This is a genomic window from Nocardia vinacea, assembly GCF_035920345.1.
In the GTDB taxonomy this organism is placed as follows: domain Bacteria; phylum Actinomycetota; class Actinomycetes; order Mycobacteriales; family Mycobacteriaceae; genus Nocardia; species Nocardia vinacea_A.
The window spans coordinates 5,419,046-5,438,707 of record NZ_CP109149.1; the positions used below are offsets into that span (position 1 = coordinate 5,419,046).

Annotated in this window: 14 protein-coding genes; 8 read left to right on the forward strand and 6 right to left on the reverse strand. The window is 67.4% G+C overall.

What is annotated here, in order from left to right:
* Nucleotides 1-2: 2 nt before the first annotated feature.
* Both OIE68_RS24805 and OIE68_RS24810 read right to left on the reverse strand, forming a co-directional pair.
* Nucleotides 3-626, reverse strand: a complete 624-nt coding sequence (locus tag OIE68_RS24805) for a phosphoribosyltransferase (protein WP_327093497.1) — start codon at nt 624-626, stop codon at nt 3-5.
* 11 nt (nt 627-637) lie between these two features.
* Nucleotides 638-1,492, reverse strand: a complete 855-nt coding sequence (locus OIE68_RS24810; RefSeq protein WP_327093498.1) for a carbon-nitrogen hydrolase family protein — start codon at nt 1,490-1,492, stop codon at nt 638-640.
* Nucleotides 1,493-1,554: 62 nt separating this feature from the next.
* Between OIE68_RS24810 and OIE68_RS24815 the strand changes: the two genes are divergently transcribed.
* Complete coding sequence (locus OIE68_RS24815; protein ID WP_327093499.1) at nt 1,555-3,348, forward strand: DEAD/DEAH box helicase; 1,794 nt, start codon at nt 1,555-1,557, stop codon at nt 3,346-3,348.
* Between the two features lie 87 nt (nt 3,349-3,435).
* The gene (locus OIE68_RS24820; RefSeq protein WP_327101792.1) at nt 3,436-6,828 is read left to right on the forward strand and encodes an AAA domain-containing protein; all 3,393 of its coding nucleotides are present in this window, start codon (nt 3,436-3,438) and stop codon (nt 6,826-6,828) included.
* A gap of 120 nt (nt 6,829-6,948) precedes the next feature.
* Here OIE68_RS24820 and OIE68_RS24825 read toward each other — a convergent pair whose 3' ends face one another.
* Both OIE68_RS24825 and OIE68_RS24830 read right to left on the reverse strand, forming a co-directional pair.
* The gene (locus OIE68_RS24825) at nt 6,949-8,136 is read right to left on the reverse strand and encodes an amino acid deaminase/aldolase (RefSeq protein WP_327093500.1); all 1,188 of its coding nucleotides are present in this window, start codon (nt 8,134-8,136) and stop codon (nt 6,949-6,951) included.
* A gap of 39 nt (nt 8,137-8,175) precedes the next feature.
* Nucleotides 8,176-8,655 (reverse strand): TetR family transcriptional regulator, encoded by a 480-nt coding sequence (locus OIE68_RS24830; protein ID WP_327093501.1) that lies wholly within the window; start codon nt 8,653-8,655, stop codon nt 8,176-8,178.
* A 419-nt stretch (nt 8,656-9,074) separates the two neighbouring features.
* Between OIE68_RS24830 and OIE68_RS24835 the strand changes: the two genes are divergently transcribed.
* Nucleotides 9,075-9,821: a tyrosine-protein phosphatase gene (locus tag OIE68_RS24835; RefSeq protein WP_327093502.1), complete on the forward strand. Its 747-nt coding sequence runs from the start codon at nt 9,075-9,077 to the stop codon at nt 9,819-9,821.
* Nucleotide 9,822: 1 nt separating this feature from the next.
* Here OIE68_RS24835 and OIE68_RS24840 read toward each other — a convergent pair whose 3' ends face one another.
* On the reverse strand, nt 9,823-11,091 hold the full coding sequence (locus OIE68_RS24840; protein ID WP_327093503.1) for a class I adenylate-forming enzyme family protein: 1,269 nt from the start codon (nt 11,089-11,091) through the stop codon (nt 9,823-9,825).
* A gap of 164 nt (nt 11,092-11,255) precedes the next feature.
* Nucleotides 11,256-12,092 carry an enoyl-CoA hydratase/isomerase family protein gene (locus OIE68_RS24845; RefSeq protein ID WP_327093504.1) on the reverse strand — a complete coding sequence of 279 codons (837 nt, stop codon included), beginning with the start codon at nt 12,090-12,092 and terminating at the stop codon, nt 11,256-11,258.
* Between the two features lie 101 nt (nt 12,093-12,193).
* Here OIE68_RS24845 and OIE68_RS24850 point away from each other — a divergent pair, with 101 nt between their 5' ends.
* The 5 genes from OIE68_RS24850 to OIE68_RS24870 all read left to right on the forward strand — a co-directional run bounded on the left by OIE68_RS24850 (nt 12,194) and on the right by OIE68_RS24870 (nt 19,587).
* On the forward strand, nt 12,194-13,219 hold the full coding sequence (locus OIE68_RS24850) for a glutathione S-transferase family protein (protein WP_327093505.1): 1,026 nt from the start codon (nt 12,194-12,196) through the stop codon (nt 13,217-13,219).
* A 112-nt stretch (nt 13,220-13,331) separates the two neighbouring features.
* Entirely contained in the window at nt 13,332-14,063 is a 732-nt protein-coding gene (locus tag OIE68_RS24855) for a hypothetical protein (RefSeq protein WP_327093506.1), read from the forward strand.
* Nucleotides 14,060-15,034, forward strand: a complete 975-nt coding sequence (locus OIE68_RS24860; RefSeq protein WP_327093507.1) for an ABC transporter ATP-binding protein — start codon at nt 14,060-14,062, stop codon at nt 15,032-15,034. Before OIE68_RS24855 ends, OIE68_RS24860 begins: the two co-directional genes overlap by 4 nt.
* On the forward strand, nt 15,031-15,813 hold the full coding sequence (locus OIE68_RS24865) for an ABC transporter permease (RefSeq protein ID WP_327093508.1): 783 nt from the start codon (nt 15,031-15,033) through the stop codon (nt 15,811-15,813). The genes OIE68_RS24860 and OIE68_RS24865 overlap by 4 nt, the downstream gene beginning before the upstream one ends.
* 102 nt (nt 15,814-15,915) lie before the next feature.
* Nucleotides 15,916-19,587 (forward strand): ABC transporter ATP-binding protein, encoded by a 3,672-nt coding sequence (locus OIE68_RS24870; protein WP_327101793.1) that lies wholly within the window; start codon nt 15,916-15,918, stop codon nt 19,585-19,587.
* Nucleotides 19,588-19,662 lie beyond the last annotated feature (75 nt).

Sequence of the window (19,662 nt, forward strand, 5' to 3'; positions counted from 1 at the left end):
TCTCATACAAGGAGCGCAGTGACCTCGTCGTCTTCCAGTTGATGGAAGTCGCGGTACGCCATTCCGACACCGCCGAGCGAGCGCGGCACCCACGGGCAGACCACCTCATCCGCCTCGGCTGCCACCCGGCGCAACGCCTCGGTGGACGACACCGGCACCGCGACCACGATCCGCGTCGGCTGGTGCAACTGGGCGACCCGGCAGGCGACAGCCACCGTCGCCCCGGTTGCCATGCCGTCGTCCACGATCACCGTCGTGCGGCCGGAGATCGGAATAGGTTTGGCATCACCGCGCCACATCTCGCGTCGGCGTTCGAGTTCGGCGCGTTCCACATCCTCGACCTCGGCGAGCTGCCGCGTCGTTATCCCGGTGTGCGACAACACATCCTGATTGAGCACCCGGATCCCTTCCTCACCGATCGCGCCCATCGCCAGCTCCGGCTGCCACGGCACACCGAGCTTGCGGACCAGCAGGATGTCGAGATCGCCCCCGATGACCCCGCACACCGCGGCCGCGACCGGAACCCCGCCGCGGGGCAATCCGAGCACCAGCGGTTGCATCGCACGCAGGTGGCCGAGTTCCAAACCCAGCGCGCGACCGGCCGCTGTCCGATCGGAGTAGATCATCCGAATTAACGCTACTCCGGTGCACGGCCGGTAATCGCGAATCGCCGCAATGCCAGGCTGGGGTTGCTCCGGCGAACCGTAGCCAGCTGTTCGAGGTCGATATCCGCGGTGAGTACGCCGGGTTCGTCGCCGAGTTCGGCGAGGACGACACCGGTCGGGTCGATGATCATCGATGCGCCCGCACCGCGCGGTGCGCATTGATCGGCGGCGGCCACATAGACGGTGTTCTCGATGGCACGCGCGCGCAGCAGCGTCGTCCACTGATCCACCTTCGCCGGACCGGGAATCCACTGCGCGGGCAGTACCAGCACCTGGGCTCCGGCGGCCGCGACGCGACGGCAGCCTTCCGGGAAGCGAAGATCGAAACAGGTCTGCATGCCGAATGTCACACCGCCGACCGTGAAGGTGGCAGGGGCCTCGATCGCACCCGCCTCGACGACATCGGATTCGACATATCCGAACGCGTCGTAGAGATGCACCTTGCGGTATATCGTCACCAGGTTCGCGTCGGGTCCGAGCACGACGAGGGTATTGCGGATCCGCCCGGCCTCCGGCGCCACCTGCTCGACCGTTCCGGCGACCAGATACACCCCGAATTCGCGTGCGATTTCGCCGAGGCCGGTGACGAACGGCCCGGTCAGCGGTTCGGCGACGGCCACGACCCGTTCGTCGAGCCGAGCCACGGCAAACATCGAGTATTCGGGCGCGACCACCACCTTCGCACCCCGTTCGGAGGCGGCGCGAACGTGCGCGCGCAGAGCTTCGAGATTGGCGAACGGATCGGTTCCCGCTGCGAATTGGACCACCGCCACAGCCACCGCTGACGCCGCCGGTACGTGATGCGCGGACACGCTTTCGGGTTGCATACGTCTCACCGTATTGGCCCGGTGGCCGGGACGACCACTGCGAGGCAGTAAACTCCTGGTCAATGAGTACCAATCAGGTCGACAGCGTTCCTGGCGACAACGACAGGGACAACGACGGCCCGACCTTCGCCGATCTCGGCATCGATGACCGCGTCCTCGCGGCCATCGCCGATGTGGGCTATGAGTCGCCGTCGCCCATCCAGGCGGCGACCATTCCACCGCTGCTCGACGGCGCCGATGTGGTCGGGCTGGCCCAGACCGGCACCGGCAAAACCGCGGCGTTCGCCATCCCGATCCTCATGGGTATCGAGGCGACCGGCAAACTTCCGCGCGCCCTGGTGCTGGCACCGACGCGCGAGCTCGCGATCCAGGTCGCCGAGGCGTTCGGTCGCTACGCCACCCACATCCCCGGACTGCATGTGCTGCCGATCTACGGCGGCCAGGCCTATGGCGTCCAGCTCTCCGGTCTGCGCCGCGGCGCGCACGTCGTGGTCGGCACGCCGGGCCGGGTGATCGATCACCTGGAGAAGGGCACGCTCGACCTGTCGCAGCTGCAGTATCTGGTGCTCGACGAGGCCGACGAGATGCTGAAGATGGGGTTCCAGGAGGATGTCGAGCGCATCCTCGCCGACACCCCGCGAGAGAAGCAGGTCGCGCTGTTCTCCGCGACCATGCCCTCGGCGATCCGTAGCATCTCCAAGAAGTATCTGCGCGAACCGGTCGAGATCACCGTCAAGTCGAAGACCTCCACCGCGACCAACATCACCCAGCGCTGGGTGCAGGTCTCGCATCAGCGCAAGCTCGATGCCCTCACCCGGATCCTCGAGGTCGAGTCGTTCGAGGCGATGATCCTCTTCGTGCGCACCAAGCAGGCCACCGAGGAGCTGGCCGAAAAGCTGCGCTCGCGTGGTTTCTCCGCCGCGGCGATCAATGGCGATATCGCGCAGAACCAGCGTGAGCGCACCATCGGCCAGCTGAAGTCCGGTGCGCTCGACATCCTGGTCGCCACCGATGTCGCCGCGCGTGGACTCGATGTGGACCGCATCTCGCATGTGGTCAACTACGACATTCCGCACGACACCGAGTCCTATGTGCACCGCATCGGCCGCACCGGCCGGGCCGGGCGCAGCGGTGAGGCGCTGCTGTTCGTCGCGCCGCGGGAACGTCATCTGCTCAAGTCGATCGAGCGTGCCACCCGGCATCCGCTGACCGAAATGCAGCTGCCCAGCGTCGATGATGTGAACACCCAGCGCGTCGCCAAATTCGGCGATTCGATCACCGAGAACCTCAGCTCGACGAATCTGGCGCTGTTCCGCAAGCTCGTCGAGGACTACGAACGCGAGCACAACATTCCGCTCGTGGATATCGCGGCGGCGCTCGCGGTCAGCGGCTACGACGGCGACAACTTCTTCATGGAGCCCGAACCGGAGCCGGTCGAACGCCCGCAGCGCGAACGCATGCCGCGCGGGGATCGGCCCGCGCGCCGGTTCGAGGGCGAGGACCGCGGTCCATCGCACCACCGCGCGAGCGGAGCCGAATTGGCGACCTACCGGATCAGTGTCGGCAAGCGGCATCGGGTGGTGCCCGGCGCGATCGTCGGCGCCATCGCAAATGAGGGCGGACTGCGCCGCAGCGATTTCGGCCATATCAGCATCCGTCCGGACCACAGCCTGGTCGAACTGCCCGCCGACCTATCCTCGGAGACGCTGGATGCGTTGCGGCGCACCAGGATCAGCGGCCAGCTGATCCAGTTGCAGCTGGATTCCGGTCCGCCCGGCGCACGTCCGTTCCGCGCCGGACCGCGTCGGGATCGCGACGGCGGGAAGCGACCGGAACGGCGCAAGCCACGCTCCTGAACCGGGGAGGGGTAAACCAAGGTCAACGCGGCTAGCTACAGTGTTGCCGTCCGTGTCCGGCGAAGACACAGGAGGCCGCGTTTGATCGTGTTCGGTGATCGTGTCGTCTGTTCCGCCGTCGACCTGGTGCGCGCGGCGCAGTGTGAATTCGAGTTGCTGCGTGTCCTCGATACCGAACTGGGCACCATCGCGGGCACGGCGGATGTGGCGCCGGATCATGCGCAGCGCAGCGCATTCGACGATGCGCGCGCACGCAGGCTCGCGGATTTTCGTGATCGGTTCGGCAGTCGGATGGTGGAGATCCATTGCGCCGCCCACGATCCGGCGGCCGATCCCGAAAGATATATCGCCGCGCTGCGGGCCGCCAATGCCGAGACAGTCGCGGCACTGCGGGCCGGTGCGCACGTGATCCACGGCGCCACCTTCTTCGACGGAAAATTCGTCTGTAGCAGCGATTTTCTGGTTCGAGCCGGTCATCGGGTGCGCTATACCGTGCACGGCACCGCGGCGGGACCACCGGATCGGATCGACGCGGCACTCGAACTCGCCGCCTGCGCCGACGCTTTGGACCGCAGCGGCGCGCTCACCGCTCCCCTGGTCCGGTTGTACCTGGACGAGAACAGCGAGACCCTCGCGCTCACCGATCTGCTGCCGGTGTATCTGGCTCGGCGCGGTCGGGTGGAACGGATCCTGGAAGACAAACTGAGCGAGTTGCTGCCCGTGCAGTGGGGCGATCCGCGCTATCTCGCCTGCGGCCACTGCCCGACCTGCACCAGCGCGATTTCGGCGGCACGCGACCTGCTGCTGGTCGCCGGTATGCCGCGCACCGCGCGGGCCAGGTTGCGCGAGGCCGGGGTGAGCACCATCGACCGGCTGGCGAGCAGCACCGCGACCGTGCCCGGCCTCCCGCCGCGTACCTTCAGTGCACTGCATCGCCAAGCCGAAATCCAGCTGGCTCGAGAAGATTCCGGCCGGCCCACCCACACACTGGTCGACGCGATCGCGCTGGGCGCGTTGCCGCCACCGTCACCGGAGGATCTCTCACTAACCATCGAGGAAGACTCATCGGGTCGACTGCTCGGTATCGAGGTGGGCGGCAACGGCACGGTCCATCTGGCCTTCCGCGCCCCTTTCGGCGCGGCGCGCGCACCGTATCGGGCGATGGCCGATATCGCCGACGAGGAGGCCGGGCAGCGGCGCGCTTTGGACGAGGTGCTCGACTTCGTCGCGCAAAGGCTGCGGATGTATCCGGATATACGGGTGTACCACTACACGTCCGGCGTGCGCTCGGCGCTGCTGCGGTGGACCGGTCGGCACGGGGTCGGCGAGGAGACCGTCGAGGATCTGCTGCATGCCGGTGTGCTCGTCGATCTGTATCCGATCGTGCGCAATGCCCTGCTGATCGGGGAACGCTCCTATCGGCTGAGTCGACTGCGGCGGCTGCTGCCGAATGCCGCGGGCCAGGAACGCGATTGCGTCACCGTGCTGCGGCTACGCGACTGGCTGCTGGATCGGGTGGCCGAACGGCGCGTGGACTCGGATGCGGTGCTCCTGGATCAGGCGAGTTCGTGGTGCCTGGTGCCGAGTCCGGAGGAGCCCGATCCGCTGCCGCCGTCGCGGCCGTCGTCGATCGAGGCCGCACTCGCGGAATTCGCGGCGGCACAGGGCGAGCCACGCCATCCCGCGGCATTGATGGCGGCGGCGCTCGGCTATCACCGGCGCGAACGGCAGCCGCTGTGGTGGGCACATGCCGACCGGCTCAGTCATCCGGTCGACGAATGGGCCGACGCGCCAGGGGTATTGGTGGCCGATTGGGGCACGGTCGACACCAAATGGCATCGCAGCCCACACCAGCCGACCATGCGCAGGTACCTCACACTGACCGGACGCATCGGCATCGGCTGGGGCGGCAGCGATACCGCGGGCGGCGCCGCGACCGGCACGGTGCTGACGCCGGGCGCCACCGTGTACACCTTCTACGATCAGCCGGTCGCCGCCGGGATGATTACCGCCGTCGGCCGACGCGCGACCGCCACCGCGACCGTGCTCGGCTGCTCGGTGGACGCGAACTTCGACGACACCGTGCGGCTGGAGGAACTACTGCCGCACGGCTGCGAACCCTACGACGAGCTGCCGACCGCGATCGCACCCGGCCTGCCCGCCTGGGACGAGAATATCGAGACCGCGGTCGAATTCGCCGCCCAGCAACTGCTGATGGCACTACCGGAGATCCCGGCGGGCGCGGTCTTCGACATCCTCGCCCGCCGACCCCCGCGCCTACGGCGTGCCGAGCGGCTACCGGATGTGCACGGCGACCACGCGGCGGCCATCACGGCCGCGCTGCGCGATCTCGACGATTCCTATCTCGCGGTGCAGGGGCCGTCGGGCACGGGCAAGACCTCCACCGTCGCCAGGGCGATCGAACGTCTGGTCACGCGGCACAAGTGGCGCGTCGGCATTGTCGCGCAGACGCATTCGACGGTGGAGAGCCTGCTCGACATGATCGTCGCGATGGGCGTGCTGCCGGAACTGCTGGCCAAGAAGGATGTCGAGGCGGTGGCGCCGGAGTGGTCGGTGATCGACGGCACGCGTTATCCGCGGTTCCTGGACAATGCGGTGAACGGCTGCGTAATCGGCGGCGTACCGGCCGATTTCGCCGATGACGCGGTGGTGCCCGGCGACAGTCTCGACCTGCTGGTGATCGCCGATGCGGGCCGCTTCCCACTCGCCGATACCGTCGCGGTCGCGGTGAGTGCGCGCAATCTGTTGCTGCTCGGCGATCCGGCTCCGTCCGCGGCACGCAGCGCGCATCCGGAACCGGTCGACGAATCGGTGCTCGGCTGGCTCACCGAGGGCCGCCACACCCTGCCCGCCGACCGCGGCTACTTCCTGGACCGCACCTGGCGGATGCACCCGCGCGTCTGCGATCCGATCTCCCGGCTGTACTACGACAACCGGCTGCGCTCCAACGAAACCGTCACGCTCGCGCGGCAATTGGAGGGCATCGAACCCGGCGTGGAGACGGTGCTGGTGGCACACAGCGGCGATTCGACCGAATCGATGGCCGAGGCCCGCGAGGTGGTCCGCCGGGTGCGTGCCCTGCTCGGGGTCTCGTGGATGACCGGTGCGATGACGCGACGGCTGCATCCGCACGACATCCTCGTGGTCGCGCCCTACAGCGCCCAGGTCGGACTGATCCGAACGCTGCTGGCCCGGGCCAAGATCGAGGATGTGCTGGTCGGCACCGCCGAGCGATTCCGCGGTCGGGAGGCGGCGGTGGTGCTCATGTCGATGACCACCTCCAGCCCCGCCGACGCGCCCTACGGTATGCGATTCCTGCTGTCGCGCAGCCTGGTTCAGGCGACGCTGTGCCGGGCCATGTGGAAAGCCGTCATCATTCGGTCACCATTGCTCACCGAATATCTGCCGAGTACGCCGGACGATCTATCGGATCTGGCGACATTCCTACAACTCAGCTGAATATTTCTTTCAGCATTTGCTCGATTCGTGACCAAAATATTCAGTCCGAACCGGTTGGTTCTTTTAGTGAATTTCGATCTTGAAATTGCGATCACGCGCAATTCGCAATTAGCCGCCGGCTCAGCCGAAGCAGTTGCCCTCACCGCGATAAGTGGGCACCGTTGTCCGCGTGCCGTCCGCATCGACCAAGTGGACGTGGTTGAACCGCTCGCACAACTCCCCGGCCTTGGCATGCCGGAACCACACCCGATCGCCGATCCGCAGTTCGGCGGCTCCTGAGAGCGGCGTCTGCACCTCGCCCGCGCCCTCGGCGCCGAGCAGCTTCAGGCCGGTCGGCCACGCCGGCTTCGGCACCCGGGACGCCCCGGCCGGTCCGGAGGCGATGTACCCGCCCGCGAAAACCGTTGCGATGGACGGGGTCGGCTTGCGCAGCACCGAGGTGGCGAAGAACAGCGCTGGGCGCGGGGTGAAGGCGCGGTAGTGATCGAACAGCGTCGGTACATACAGCCCGGAGCCTGCGGTCACCTCGGTGACATCCGGATCGGTGACGCTGACCTCGATGGATCCGGAGCCACCGCTATTGACGATCTCCAGCTTGCCGACCACCGAGCGCACCGCGTCCAGAACTTGTCTGCGCCGCTTGCCGATTTCGGCCGCCGAGGCCCGCTTCACCAGGCGTACAGCGATATTGGAGTCGGGCAGCCCGGCGATCTGCGCCTCGTATGTCATTACGCCGACCACGTCGAATCCACGGTTCACAGCCTCGCGCGCGAGCGCGGCGACCTGTTCGGGAGTGCGCACCGGCGAGCGCCGAACACCCAAGTGCAGGGGTCCGATTCGCAGCGAGGCGTCCACATCGAGGCAGATCCGGGGCCGCACCAGATCGGTGCCGACCGCGGCGCGGATCAGGTCCAGCTGCGCGACATCATCGACCATCAACGTAATGGATTGGCGCAGTGTGTCATCGGTCGCGAGTTCGGCGAGCGCCGCGCGGTCGACGGTCGGATAGCCGAGCAGTACATCGCGCGCGCCGAGGCGGACCAGCCAGATGGCCTCCGCCAATGAGTAGGACATGATGCCCGCGAAGCCGCCGGACGCGGTGAGCTCGGCGCCGAGCACCTCTTCGAGCACCGCGCGGCAACGCACCGATTTACTCGCGACGCGGATGGGCACTCCACCCGCGCGACGGACCAGGTCAGCGGCGTTGACGCGCAGCGCGGTCAGGTCGAGAGCAGCCAGCGGCGGGTCCAGCTCGGCCGTGGCCGCATGCAGTGCGACAATCGGCGACGTGTCTGTCACCAGACCCACTCAACCACCAAACTGGTCAAACGTCCAGTACTGCGGGAATCAGACTTCGGCGGCCCGGCCGGCCAGGCTGCTGACCAGGTCGTCGAGCACCACCAGCATCGTTTCGTCATTGCAATCCGCGAGCCAGCGCAGCACCGTGCCCTGCAGCATCGAGACCACGTAGGCCGCGATGGCATCCGTCGGCTCCAACCACTGCGCGCCCGAACGGTCGGCGCAGAGATCCAGGAAGCTCGCGACCTCGGAGTCCATCTCGCGAAACAGGGCCGTGGCCTGCGGGTCGGCGACACATTCGGTCTGCGCCTCCCACCGTTCGGCCAACTGATGCGCGGTCGCCTCGTACCTGCGGGCCTGCTTGGCCGGAGCCGCCTTGACCAGCGGCCAGTACGCGCTCACGCCGGCATGCAGCAGCACCCGAAGTGCTCGCACTCCGGTGAAATCGAGCGAGGCGGCCGCCTTCTCGACGGCCTCGCAGATGGTCGGCCGCAGCCTGACCGCTGCTATTTCTCCACGTACGCTCAACGACGACTCCCTCGAGGAAAGAACTCGCGCACCCTCGTCGGCGCGACTCGCTGACCATGACAGGCAGCTCTCACGAATCCCCCGCTAGGGAATTTCCTGGATGCCCAGTCCAACATTCATCAATGGTAGAGGGTTTCCAGGTTTTAAGAACGGGTTCGATGGGTATTTCCAGACTGGAAGAATGTTTTGTTACCCAACCGGAATCCCACTGCGATCGAGCGGTGTTCACCGGAATCGCCTCCCTGGGCGTCACTCTCGCGTCTGCCCAACGCGAGATAGACCATCGATCAGACTACGGTACGAGGCGGTACCGCCCCGATATCCTGTGGCGGATCACACACCAATACCTCGCGAACTGGACGGCAGACGGTTCCGCGATCGACACCGTGCCGACACCGCGAGGTAGCTAGCCTGGACCGGTGACTCTCTCGCCCTCCGCCGACCAGTTCTATCTGACCGGCACGTTCAACTTCCGCGATCTCGGCGGTCTGCGCACCGTCGACGGCGCGCGGATCCGCCCCGGCGTGCTGTTGCGCTCGGCTCAGCTGAGCGGCCTCGATCTGCCCGGACACGCGATCCTGCGCGAACTCGGCGTTACCGATGTCTTCGACCTGCGCGGGCCGCGCGAGATCGAGCACATCGGCCACGACAATCTGCCCGAGGGCGTGCGACTGAATGTCACACCGTTCGACTCCCGGATGGCCGAGGCGCCGCCGCACGATGCGCAGACCGACGCCGCTTTCCCGCACATGCTCGAGGTCTACCGCGACTTCCCGGCCCGGCCCGAGGCAAATACCGCGATCATCGCCATCGCCGAGACGATCGCCCACGGCGACGGCGCGGTGCTGGTGCATTGCGCGGCGGGTAAGGACCGCACCGGGTGGGCGATCGCGACCCTGCTGCGCGCGGTCGCGGTCGGCGAGGCCGATGTGCGCGCCGACTTCATGGCCAGCAATGACGCCGTCCCCGCCCTGCGCGCCATGATGGCGCCGAAACTCACTGCGGGAGCCGAACTTTCTATCGATATCCTCGGCGTGCGCGAGGACTACCTGCGCATCGCGACGGATACGGTGCACGATAGCCACGGTGATTTCGAGACCTACCTGACCGCCATCGGATTCACCGCCGACCTGCGCGCGCGATTGCGCGACCGCATGCTCGTGTGAGTCACCCCGCCTGCGCCCGCTCGCGTCGGACCAGACCGTCGGCGTCGATGCTGACCTGATCGCCGGTGTGGAACCAATTTCCGGTGAAGCGGTCCGCGGTGGTCTCCGGATCGTTCCAGTAGCGGTGGGTGACATTCGGTCCGCGACACAGCAATTCGCCGTGCCCGGTCTGCGCCTGCGGCCCCCACAGCGCCAATTCGGTACCGCCGAAGGCGAATCCGAGCACCGGATCCGCGCCGGGCGCGGTATCGGTGTCGTCGTCGACGACCAGGCCGATACCGCTGGTTTCGGTCGCGCCCCAGACCGACCACCGCCGCGCGGCCGGGAACATATCCCGCAGGGGGGCGGCCAGATCCGCGGGATCGGTGGGAGCGGCGGCACGTTCGCCGCGATGCCCGGCATTGCTGACCCTAACGATGCCCTCGGTACACAGTCCCTCGGTGCGCAGCGCCGCGAGTTCGGGCAGCAGGCGGGCGAAGACGCGTGGTGTCGCGGAAACCATATCGATCCGTTCGGAGACAATGGTTTCCGCGAGACTGCGACTATCCGGCGCGAGGACGACCGTGCCGCCGACCGCGAAGGTCGGTAGCAGCTGGTCCACGCAGCCGCTCGCATGCGCCAGCGGTAACAGCACCAGATTGCGCAGCCCGTCGGTCGGCAGATCCAGCGCCGCAACGACAGAACGGATCGCGGAAAGCAGATTTTCGTTGGTCAGCTCGACGCCCTTGGGCGCGACGGTGGCATTGACCGGACACGGCCCGGCGCCACTGGTGTAGCAGAGCAGTGCCAGATCGTTCAGGGCCGCACCGTCATCGATGAAGGCGGCGCCGTCGGGCAGTTCGTCACTGCCATCGCCGAGTACGAGATCGGTACTGCTGTCGGCCATCACCCGCTCGGCCACCGCATCGGGCAGTCCGTCGTGCACCAGCACCGGGACCGCGCCGCTGAGCAGCGCCCCGAGGAAGGCCTGTACCCAGCGCACGCCCGTTGGCATGTGGATGGCGACCCGGTCGCCGTAGCCGATGCCGTGTTCCTGCAGACCGCCCGCGATGCGGGAGGCGGAGTGCCACAGTTCCCGATAACTCAGCCGGGGGCCGCCGATCTCCACCACCGCCTCCCTGGTCGAGAAGGCGTGCACCTGCAGATCCAATAGTTCGGTCAGCGCCGGGGTGAGGTTGCCGTAGCGCAGCACCCCATCGGCGCCGCGGGCCAGCGGGGCGTCGCGGGCATGCGGACGGTTGAGTGGATATTCGACCAAAAACTGCGACATGAATCCTCCGCACGCGCCTCGAGCTGCAGGCCCTTGCGACTATATGACGCGAGTCACATTTTCGCTGGCATAGGCGGTGAACTCGCCGACGCTCGTTCAAGCGCGGGGCTAATGGCGGACTCCGTCCGGCAGCGCCCGATTATGCGAGGAACGTGTCCTGGCTGTCACCGGCCGGTGTAAGTCGCCTTTCCCGGTCCGACCTCCAGGAAGCTACGCACCGCGCCGCGCAGATCCGCCGTGTCGAACAGTGCACCGGACACCTCCGGCGTCACCGAATCCGCGTGCGCCACACCGCCGGATCGCCACGCCTCGATGATCTGCTTGGTCGCGGCATGCGCCCGGGTCGGGCCCTGGGCCAGACGATTCGTCAATTCCCGTGCGGCGGTGTCGACATCGTCGTGGATGGCGTTGACCACGCCCCATTCGGCCATGGTCGCGGCGTCGTAGAGGTCACCGGTCATCACGAATTCGCGGGCGCGGCCCGAACCAGCGCGCTCGGCCAGTCGCTGTGGCCCGCCCATCGACGGCGTCAGGCCGACGACCGTCTCCACCAGCCCGAATTTCGCCTTCGGCGCGGCCAGGATGATGTCGCACGCCAGGGCCATTTCGAACGCGGCGGTCAGGGTCAGGCCGTGCGCGGCGAAGACCACCGGACACGGCAGCGCCTCCAGCGGATGGATGATCTGCGCGAACAGGGTGCGCCACAGCTCAGCGCCCTGCTCGGTCGCTCGGGGGACGGTAGCCGACGAAGTCGGCGGGGTGGGTGAGAGGAGCCCGTCGAAGATGTGCACGTCGACGCCACCCGAGACCAGCTTGCCCTCGGCCCGCAGCAGCACCGCGCGCGGCGGGTTGGCCGACAGCTCGGCGAGATCCTCGACGAGCGCGTCGAGCATCGACCGGTCGAACAGGTTCAGCGGCGGATTGGCCAGGGTGAGGGTCGCGACCTCGGCGCCGGCGTCGGTGGTTTCCCGGGTCAGCCTCGTGGCCTTGGTATCACTCATTCGGCAAGAGTAGGCACACCCACCCCGCCGGCTGCCATCCCCGGGCTCCCCGGCCCCGTTGGCGGGCATCTTCTCAGGCGTCGATCTGCGAGACTAGGCGAGTGACCAAGTCGGTATCGGAAAATGGCTCGTACGTCGAAGCCGGTGAGTTCAAGCGAGATACGAATTACATCACCACACGCATTACCGCCGACGGCCGCGACGGGTATCCGGTCGAGCCCGGCCGCTATCGGCTGGTCGCGGCGCGGGCCTGTCCGTGGGCCAACCGCACGCTGATCGTGCGCAGGCTGCTGGGACTGGAAGAAGTCATCTCGCTCGGGTTGTGCGGACCGACGCACGACAGGCACAGCTGGACCTTCGATCTGGATCCCCGTGGGGTGGATCCGGTGCTCGGCATTGCCCGGTTGCGTGATGCGTACCTTGCGAGATTCCTGGACTATCCGCGCGGCATCACAGTGCCCGCGGTCGTCGATGTCCCCACCGGGCAGGTGGTGACCAACGACTACGCGCAGATCACACTCGACTTCGCCACCGAGTGGACCGCATTGCATCGCCCCGGCGCGCCGCAGCTATATCCGCAGGAGTTGCGGGCCGAGATCGACGAGGTGAACCTGGCGGTCTTCCGGGATGTCAACAATGGCGTCTACCGGTGTGGATTCGCCGGAACGCAGGACGCGTACGAGGCGGCCTACGATCGACTCTTCGCGCGGTTGGACTGGCTGTCCGAACGCCTCACCACCCAGCGCTACCTGGTGGGCGACACCATTACCGAGGCCGATGTGCGGCTGTTCACCACGCTGGTCCGCTTCGATTCGGTCTATCACGGCCACTTCAAGACCAACCGCTCCAAACTGACCGAAATGCCGGTGCTCTGGGCCTATGCGCGCGATCTGTACCAGACACCCGGATTCGGTGACACCGTCGATTTCGCCCAGATCAAAGAGCACTACTACGTGGTGCACGCCGATATCAACCCGACGCAGATCGTGCCCAAAGGTCCGGATCTGACCAACTGGCTGACCCCGCACGGCCGAGAAGCGCTGGACGGCAGGCCATTCGGCGAAGGCACCCCGCCGCCACCGCCACCGCTCACGGAAAGGGTCCCCGCCCTTCGCGAACCGGCGTGATCGAACCGACACGCTGGGAACCCGGCCGACCGGGTACATCGTTGTCATGACGAGTTGATGGCGGCCGGTGCAATAAGGTCGTTCCGTACGGGCGGAAGAGGAGGATATCGCCGTGTTCAAAGGCACGTTCGAGAAGACGGTGGTCCAGCTACTCGATACCGGGTCGCGCCTGCAGGCGCCCGCGGTCGCCAAGTACGTGGACCGGCTGCGGCGTTCGCATCCGTCGGAGAACCCCGCGCAGATCATCGAGCGGCTGGAGCACCAGTACCTGCTCGCGGTCACCGGCAGTGGCGGTGCGGTCGGCGCGACGGCCGCGGTGCCGGGAGTCGGCACCATCGCGGCACTCGCGGCGGTCAGTGCCGAGACCACCTTCTTCATGGAAGCGTCCGCGGTGTTCACGCTGGCCGTCGCGGCCGTGCACGGCATCTCCCCCGAGGACCAAGAGACGCGGCGGGCGCTGGTGCTCGCGGTCGTGCTCGGTGAGAGCGGGATGGAGATCGTCGAGAAGACGGTCGGTCATTCGGCGAAGAACTGGGGCACGCTGTTCGCCAATAAGATTCCCGGCCTGTCGAGCATGAACGATTCGCTGCTCAAGCGATTCATCATCCGCTTCATCACCAAGCGGGCCGCATTGATGGCCGGCAAGGTGGTGCCCGCCGGAATCGGAGCGGTGATCGGCAGCGTCGGCAATCGGGCGCTCGGTAAGACCACGATCAGCAACGCGCGCAAGGCATTCGGCCCCGCGCCGGTGACCTGGCCCGCCGATCGGCAGCTCGTCATCGACGCCGACCCGCTGCCCGCCCTGGATCCGGCCAAGCCGCAACCCCCGACCACGCCACGATGAGCGCGGGCCGACCGCTCGCCTTCTCCGTCCGCGGCCTGACCAAGCGCTACGACCTGGTCACCGCGGTCGAAAACGTGAGCTTCACCGTGCCGTCCGGTACCACCGCCGCCCTGGTCGGCCCGGCGGGCGCGGGTAAGTCGACAATCCTGCGGATCCTGCTCGGTCTACACCAGCCGACGTCCGGAACCGCCGCGGTCGGCGGGCCGGGCTCGCGGCGGCGCGACGGATCCGCGGTTGTCGTCGGCGGCATGTTGCAGCCACGTGGACTGCACCCGGCTCGAAGCGCGCGTGATCATCTGCTGGTCTATGCGGCGGCCGCGGGAGTCGAGGACGCGCGGGTCGACGAGGTGATCCAGGTGGTCGGCCTCGGTGAGTTGGCGAGGACACGGGCGGGCGAGCTGTCGGACGGATCGCAAACCCGGCTGGCCCTGGCAACCGCGCTGCTGGGCGACCCGCAGCTGCTGATTCTCGACGAGCCATCGGCCGGTCTCGACGCGGCGGAACGCGCCTGGCTGGCGGACTTCCTGCGGCGGCACACCCGTCGCGGTGGCTCGGTCCTGTTATCCAGCGAAAGCCTCGCGAACGTGATTCCGATGGCGGACAACATCATTGTCGTGAGCGAGGGCTCGGTGGTCTATCAGGGCACCCCTGCCCGGCTTCGGCGCGGACACCCCGATCGACTGGTCGTCGCCGCATCGACCCCGATCGCACTCGCGACCATGTTGGCCGCACAGGGCTTCACCGATGCGGTGATCCGCCCCGACGGACGCCTCGCCGTCGCCGAAGCGACCGAAACGCAGATCCGCGCGGCCGCGACGACGGCCGGTGTGCGCGTGGACAATATCGCCGCCGACCAGATCCATCCCGACCGAGTGCTCGCCTCATTGGTCAAACCGGCCCGCCCACCCCAGCCCGCCCCCTATGCCGGGATCGCACCGCAGCAACCGACCTCCTACGGGATTACACGATGATCGCCGTTCTGCCACCGGACCTCGTTCCGGCCGTCAACTCCGAGGTGCGCAAGGTCAGCACACTGCGCGCCGGCCGAATCCTGGCCGCGCTGATTCCCGCGGTCGCCCTCGTCGCGTGCACGGTGACCGCACTGCTCGCCGGACCCGCCGATCCGAAATCCAATCCGGCCACGGGCGCGGCGACCATCGGGCTCTATATCGGTCTCGCGGTCGCGATCGTGGTGGCCGGAGCCTTCGGCGCGGCCGGTGCGGGAGCCGAATACCGTTACGCGACAATGCCGACCACCGCCCTGTTCGCCTCCGACCGGGACCGGCTCGTCGCCGCGAAGTTCCTCGTCACCGCGGGCTTCGCCCTGGCAGCGACCTTCGTCGTCGAACTCATCGCCTTCGCCTGCCTGCTCGGTTTCGGCCGCGGCAAATTCGACTTCGGAGTGCGCTTCCTCGCCGTCCTCGGCGGCGGGCTGCTCGCCGCGGTCTGCTGGTCCCTGATCGGCGCCGGCCTGGGCCTGCTGCTGCGCACCTCCACCACCGCGGTCGTGGCGATGCTCGGCTGGCTGGTGATCATCGAACCGTTGATCTGGGTCGTCGCTAAAGCAATCGGCCTCGCCGGAGTGGTCACCGTCCTGCCCGGCTCCGCCACTGTCAGCACCGTCGCCGTCGGTTCCTTCAAAGACAGCGACTTCCTGGCCCCCACCCCCGCCGCCCTGGTGGTCCTCATCCTCTGGACCATCGCCGCCGCCGGTGGGGCCTGGTGGTTGCTGCGCACCCGCGACATCTGATCCGGCCCCGGCCGCGGGGAACAAACAGCGGTGCGGCACGTGTCATTACCGTCGGTACCAGCACGACAAGACGGGGTGAGCAGCGGAGTGACCGAGCGCGATATGGGTTGGATGCGCAGATTGTGGACCGAGTGTTGGGGCCACCGGGGAACGGTCACGGGCATCGCGATCGCATTGACGGCCGGAGCGCTGGTCGAGATCTCCGCGCCACTGCTGACCAAGCGGGCGGTCGATGCGACCGGAGTCGGTGACACGTCCGTCATCGGGACCATCGCGGCTCTACTCGCCCTTGTCGCATTCGGCCGCTTCTCGGCGGCCTTCGGACGCCGCATGTTGGCCGGACGGCTTTCCCTCGATGTGCAGCACTCGCTGCGTGTCAGTCTGCTCGCCTCGCTACAGCGATTGGACGGCGCCGGGCAGGACACGCTGCGCACCGGACAGGTGGTGTCGCGTTCGATTACGGATCTGCAGTTGGTGCAGGGCCTTTTGGCGATGACGCCGCTGTCCGGGTTGGCATTGCTGGAGTTCCTGCTGGCCGCCGCAGTGATGGTGTGGCTGTCGCCACCGCTGGCCGCCGTCGCATTGCTGGTGGTCCCGGCAATCGCAGTGCTGGTGTATCGGATGCGGCCTCGACTGTACGCGGCAACGTGGTCGGCGCAGCAGCGAGCCGCCGAGGTCGCACAACATGTCGAAGAGACCGTCACCGGCGTCCGGGTGGTCAAGGGCTTCGGGCAGGAAGCTCGGATGGTGCGGGTGCTGGAGGAACAGGGGCGCGTTCTCTACGCCGAGCGCATGCGCGCCGCCAAGATCAATGCGCGCTTCGCGCCCGTGGTGACCACGATTCCGCAAGCCGGGCTGGTCGCGGTGATTGTTGTGGGCGGACTGCTCGCCCTGCACGGCGTCATCGGAATCGGCACCTTTCTCGCCTTCTCCGCATACGTCACCACCATGACCGTCACCACCCGCACCATGTCCTCGGTGGTGATCATGGCCCAGCTGACCAGGGCCGCCGCCGAGCGCGTCTACCAGGTCATCGACGCCGCGCCCGAAATCGCCGACCCGCCCGCTCCCGCCGAACTCCCCGATGGGCCCTTGGGCATCGAAATCGATTCGCTGACCTTCGGATTCGAGCCCTCGCAACCCATCCTGCGTGACCTCGATCTGACCGTGCAGCCCGGCGAAACTGTCGCCATCATCGGCCCGGCGGGCTCCGGAAAGTCAACGCTCTCACTGCTTCTCCCCCGCTTCTATGCCCCGGAGTCCGGCACCATTCGCCTATTCGGATCGACCGCCACCGCGGAATCCGCTGAGCAAGTGGATATCGCTGACCTGCGCGCATCCGATTTACGCAGCGCGGTCGGGGTGGTGTTCGACGACCCATTCCTGTTCAGCGACACCATTGCCGCGAATATCGCACTCGGCCGACCAGCGGCCACCGACGCCGAAATCCGCTATGCCGCGAAGCTTGCCGCGGCCGACGAGTTCATCACCGAACTCACCGACGGCTACGACACCGTGGTCGGCGAACGCGGATTGACGCTCTCCGGCGGGCAGCGGCAGCGAATCGCTCTGGCCAGGGCGCTATTGGCGCGGCCACGGATTCTGGTGCTCGATGACGCGACCTCCGCGGTCGATGCGGTGACCGAGGCGGCCATCTTCGAGAAGCTGCCCGATGCGGGCGGACGCACCACACTGATCCTGGCGCATCGGGAATCCACACTGGCCCATGCGGATCGGGTGATCCGGCTCCCCGGGCCGGTCTCACACGCCACCGATGAAGCCACAATCGCCGACATCCCACGGTCAGCCGGTTCCCGACGCACCGCAACACCCACCAGCGGCCCCGGCGGATTCTCCAGCGCCGCAGCCGATCTCAGCGAAACCCCCGAATTGCGCCGTACCCTCGAACGTCTGCCACCGGCCACCGAACAACCCGACCTGGACGACGAACAGCTGCGCCAACCAGACCCCGGATTCCGACTCACTCGCCTGTTGCGCCCGGTGCGCCGACTGGTTCTGACCGTAATCACCCTGCTCGCACTGGACACCCTCATCGGCGTCGCCTTCCCACCGATCGTCCGCTATGCCATCGATTCCGGTGTGAGCGGCCATGACTCGAGCGCACTCGCCCGGGCGGGCGCGCTCGGCGCGGCCTTGGTCGTGCTCGGTCTCGCGGTCGGCGCGGCGACCACCGTCCTCACCGCCCGCAGCGGCGAACGCGTCCTCTTCGGCCTCCGCGTGCGCAGCTACGCCCATCTGCAACGGCTGGGATTGGACTACTACGAGCGCGAGCTGTCCGGTCGCATCATGACCCGGATGACCACCGATGTGGATGCACTCTCGACCTTCCTGCAAACCGGCGTCGCGACCACGCTGATCGGCGCACTCACCCTGGTCGGTATCGCGGTGGCGCTATTGGTCATCGATGCCTCGCTGGCCGCTGTGGTGCTGATCGCGCTGCCGCCGCTGCTGGTCGCGACGGCGCTGTTCCGCCGCGTCTCCTCGACCGCCTACACCGTCTCGCGCGAACACGTCTCGACCGTCAATGCCGATTTCCAGGAAAACGTCGCCGGACTGCGCGCCGTCCAGGCCAACCGGCACGAGCCGATCGCCGCCCGCCGCTTCGCCGAATACTCCGATCGCTACCGCGCCAGCCGGATGCGCGCCCAGCGCGCGATCGCCATGTACTTCGCCTTCGTCATCGCCTGGGCCGATCTGGCGCTGGCCGCGGTCGTGTACTTCGGCGCGCGCGAAGTCGCCGAGAACACCACGACCGCGGGCACACTCATCGCCTTCGTGCTCTACCTGCAGCTGCTCTTCGGCCCGATCCTGCAGTTGTCCCAGGTTTTCGACGGCTACCAGCAGGCGCGCGTCGGTCTGCGCCGCATCGGCGACCTGCTGCGCACCCCGTCCTCGATCGCCGCCGATCCACCGGACGCGACCGCGATCGACCACGGATTGCGCGGCGAGGTCGTCCTCGACGACATCCGATTCCATTATCCGAGCACCGAGAAGCCCGCCCTCGACGGAGTGTCATTGCGGATTCCGGCCGGATCCACACTGGCTTTGGTCGGATCGACGGGCGCGGGCAAATCGACCATCGTCAAGTTGCTGGCCCGCCTCTACGATCTGCCCCGCGACAATCCGGGTGCGATCGCCGTCGACGACATCGACATCCGCGACTACCGCCTCACCGACTATCGCGCCCGGCTCGGCATCGTCCCCCAGGAAGCTCACCTCTTCACCGGCGACGTCGCCAGCAACATTGCATTCGGGAAACCTTCCGCGACCGAAGCGGAGATCGCGGCCGCCGCCACCGCGGTCGGTGCGGCCGACATGATCGCGGCGCTACCGCAGGGCATGCGTCATCCGATCGGCGAGCGCGGCCGCGGCCTCTCGGCGGGCCAACGCCAACTGATCGCACTCGCCAGGGCCGAATTGGTCCGTCCGGATCTACTGCTGCTCGACGAGGCCACCGCCACCCTCGATCCGGAGACCGAGGCATCGGTGCTGGTAGCGAGCCGATCGCTGACGCGCGGCCGGACCACCGTCGTCGTGGCACACCGGCTGGGCACCGCCGCGCGAGCCGATCGGATCGCCGTCGTCGAACGCGGACGAATCGCCGAAATCGGGCCGCACGACACATTGGTTGCGGCCGGTGGCCGCTATGCCCAGCTATGGGCGGCGGCCAGCGAAGCGGGGGGAATATTCTCGGGTGAGGACGGGTCGTCATCTTTGGGATCGGGGTTGTCCGGTGGTCAGTCGATCCACTGATTTGCTGCTGGGCCTATCCTCAGAGAGGGCGCATCGGCGCGCATCCGCTGATCCCCGTGCCGGGCACGTCACAAA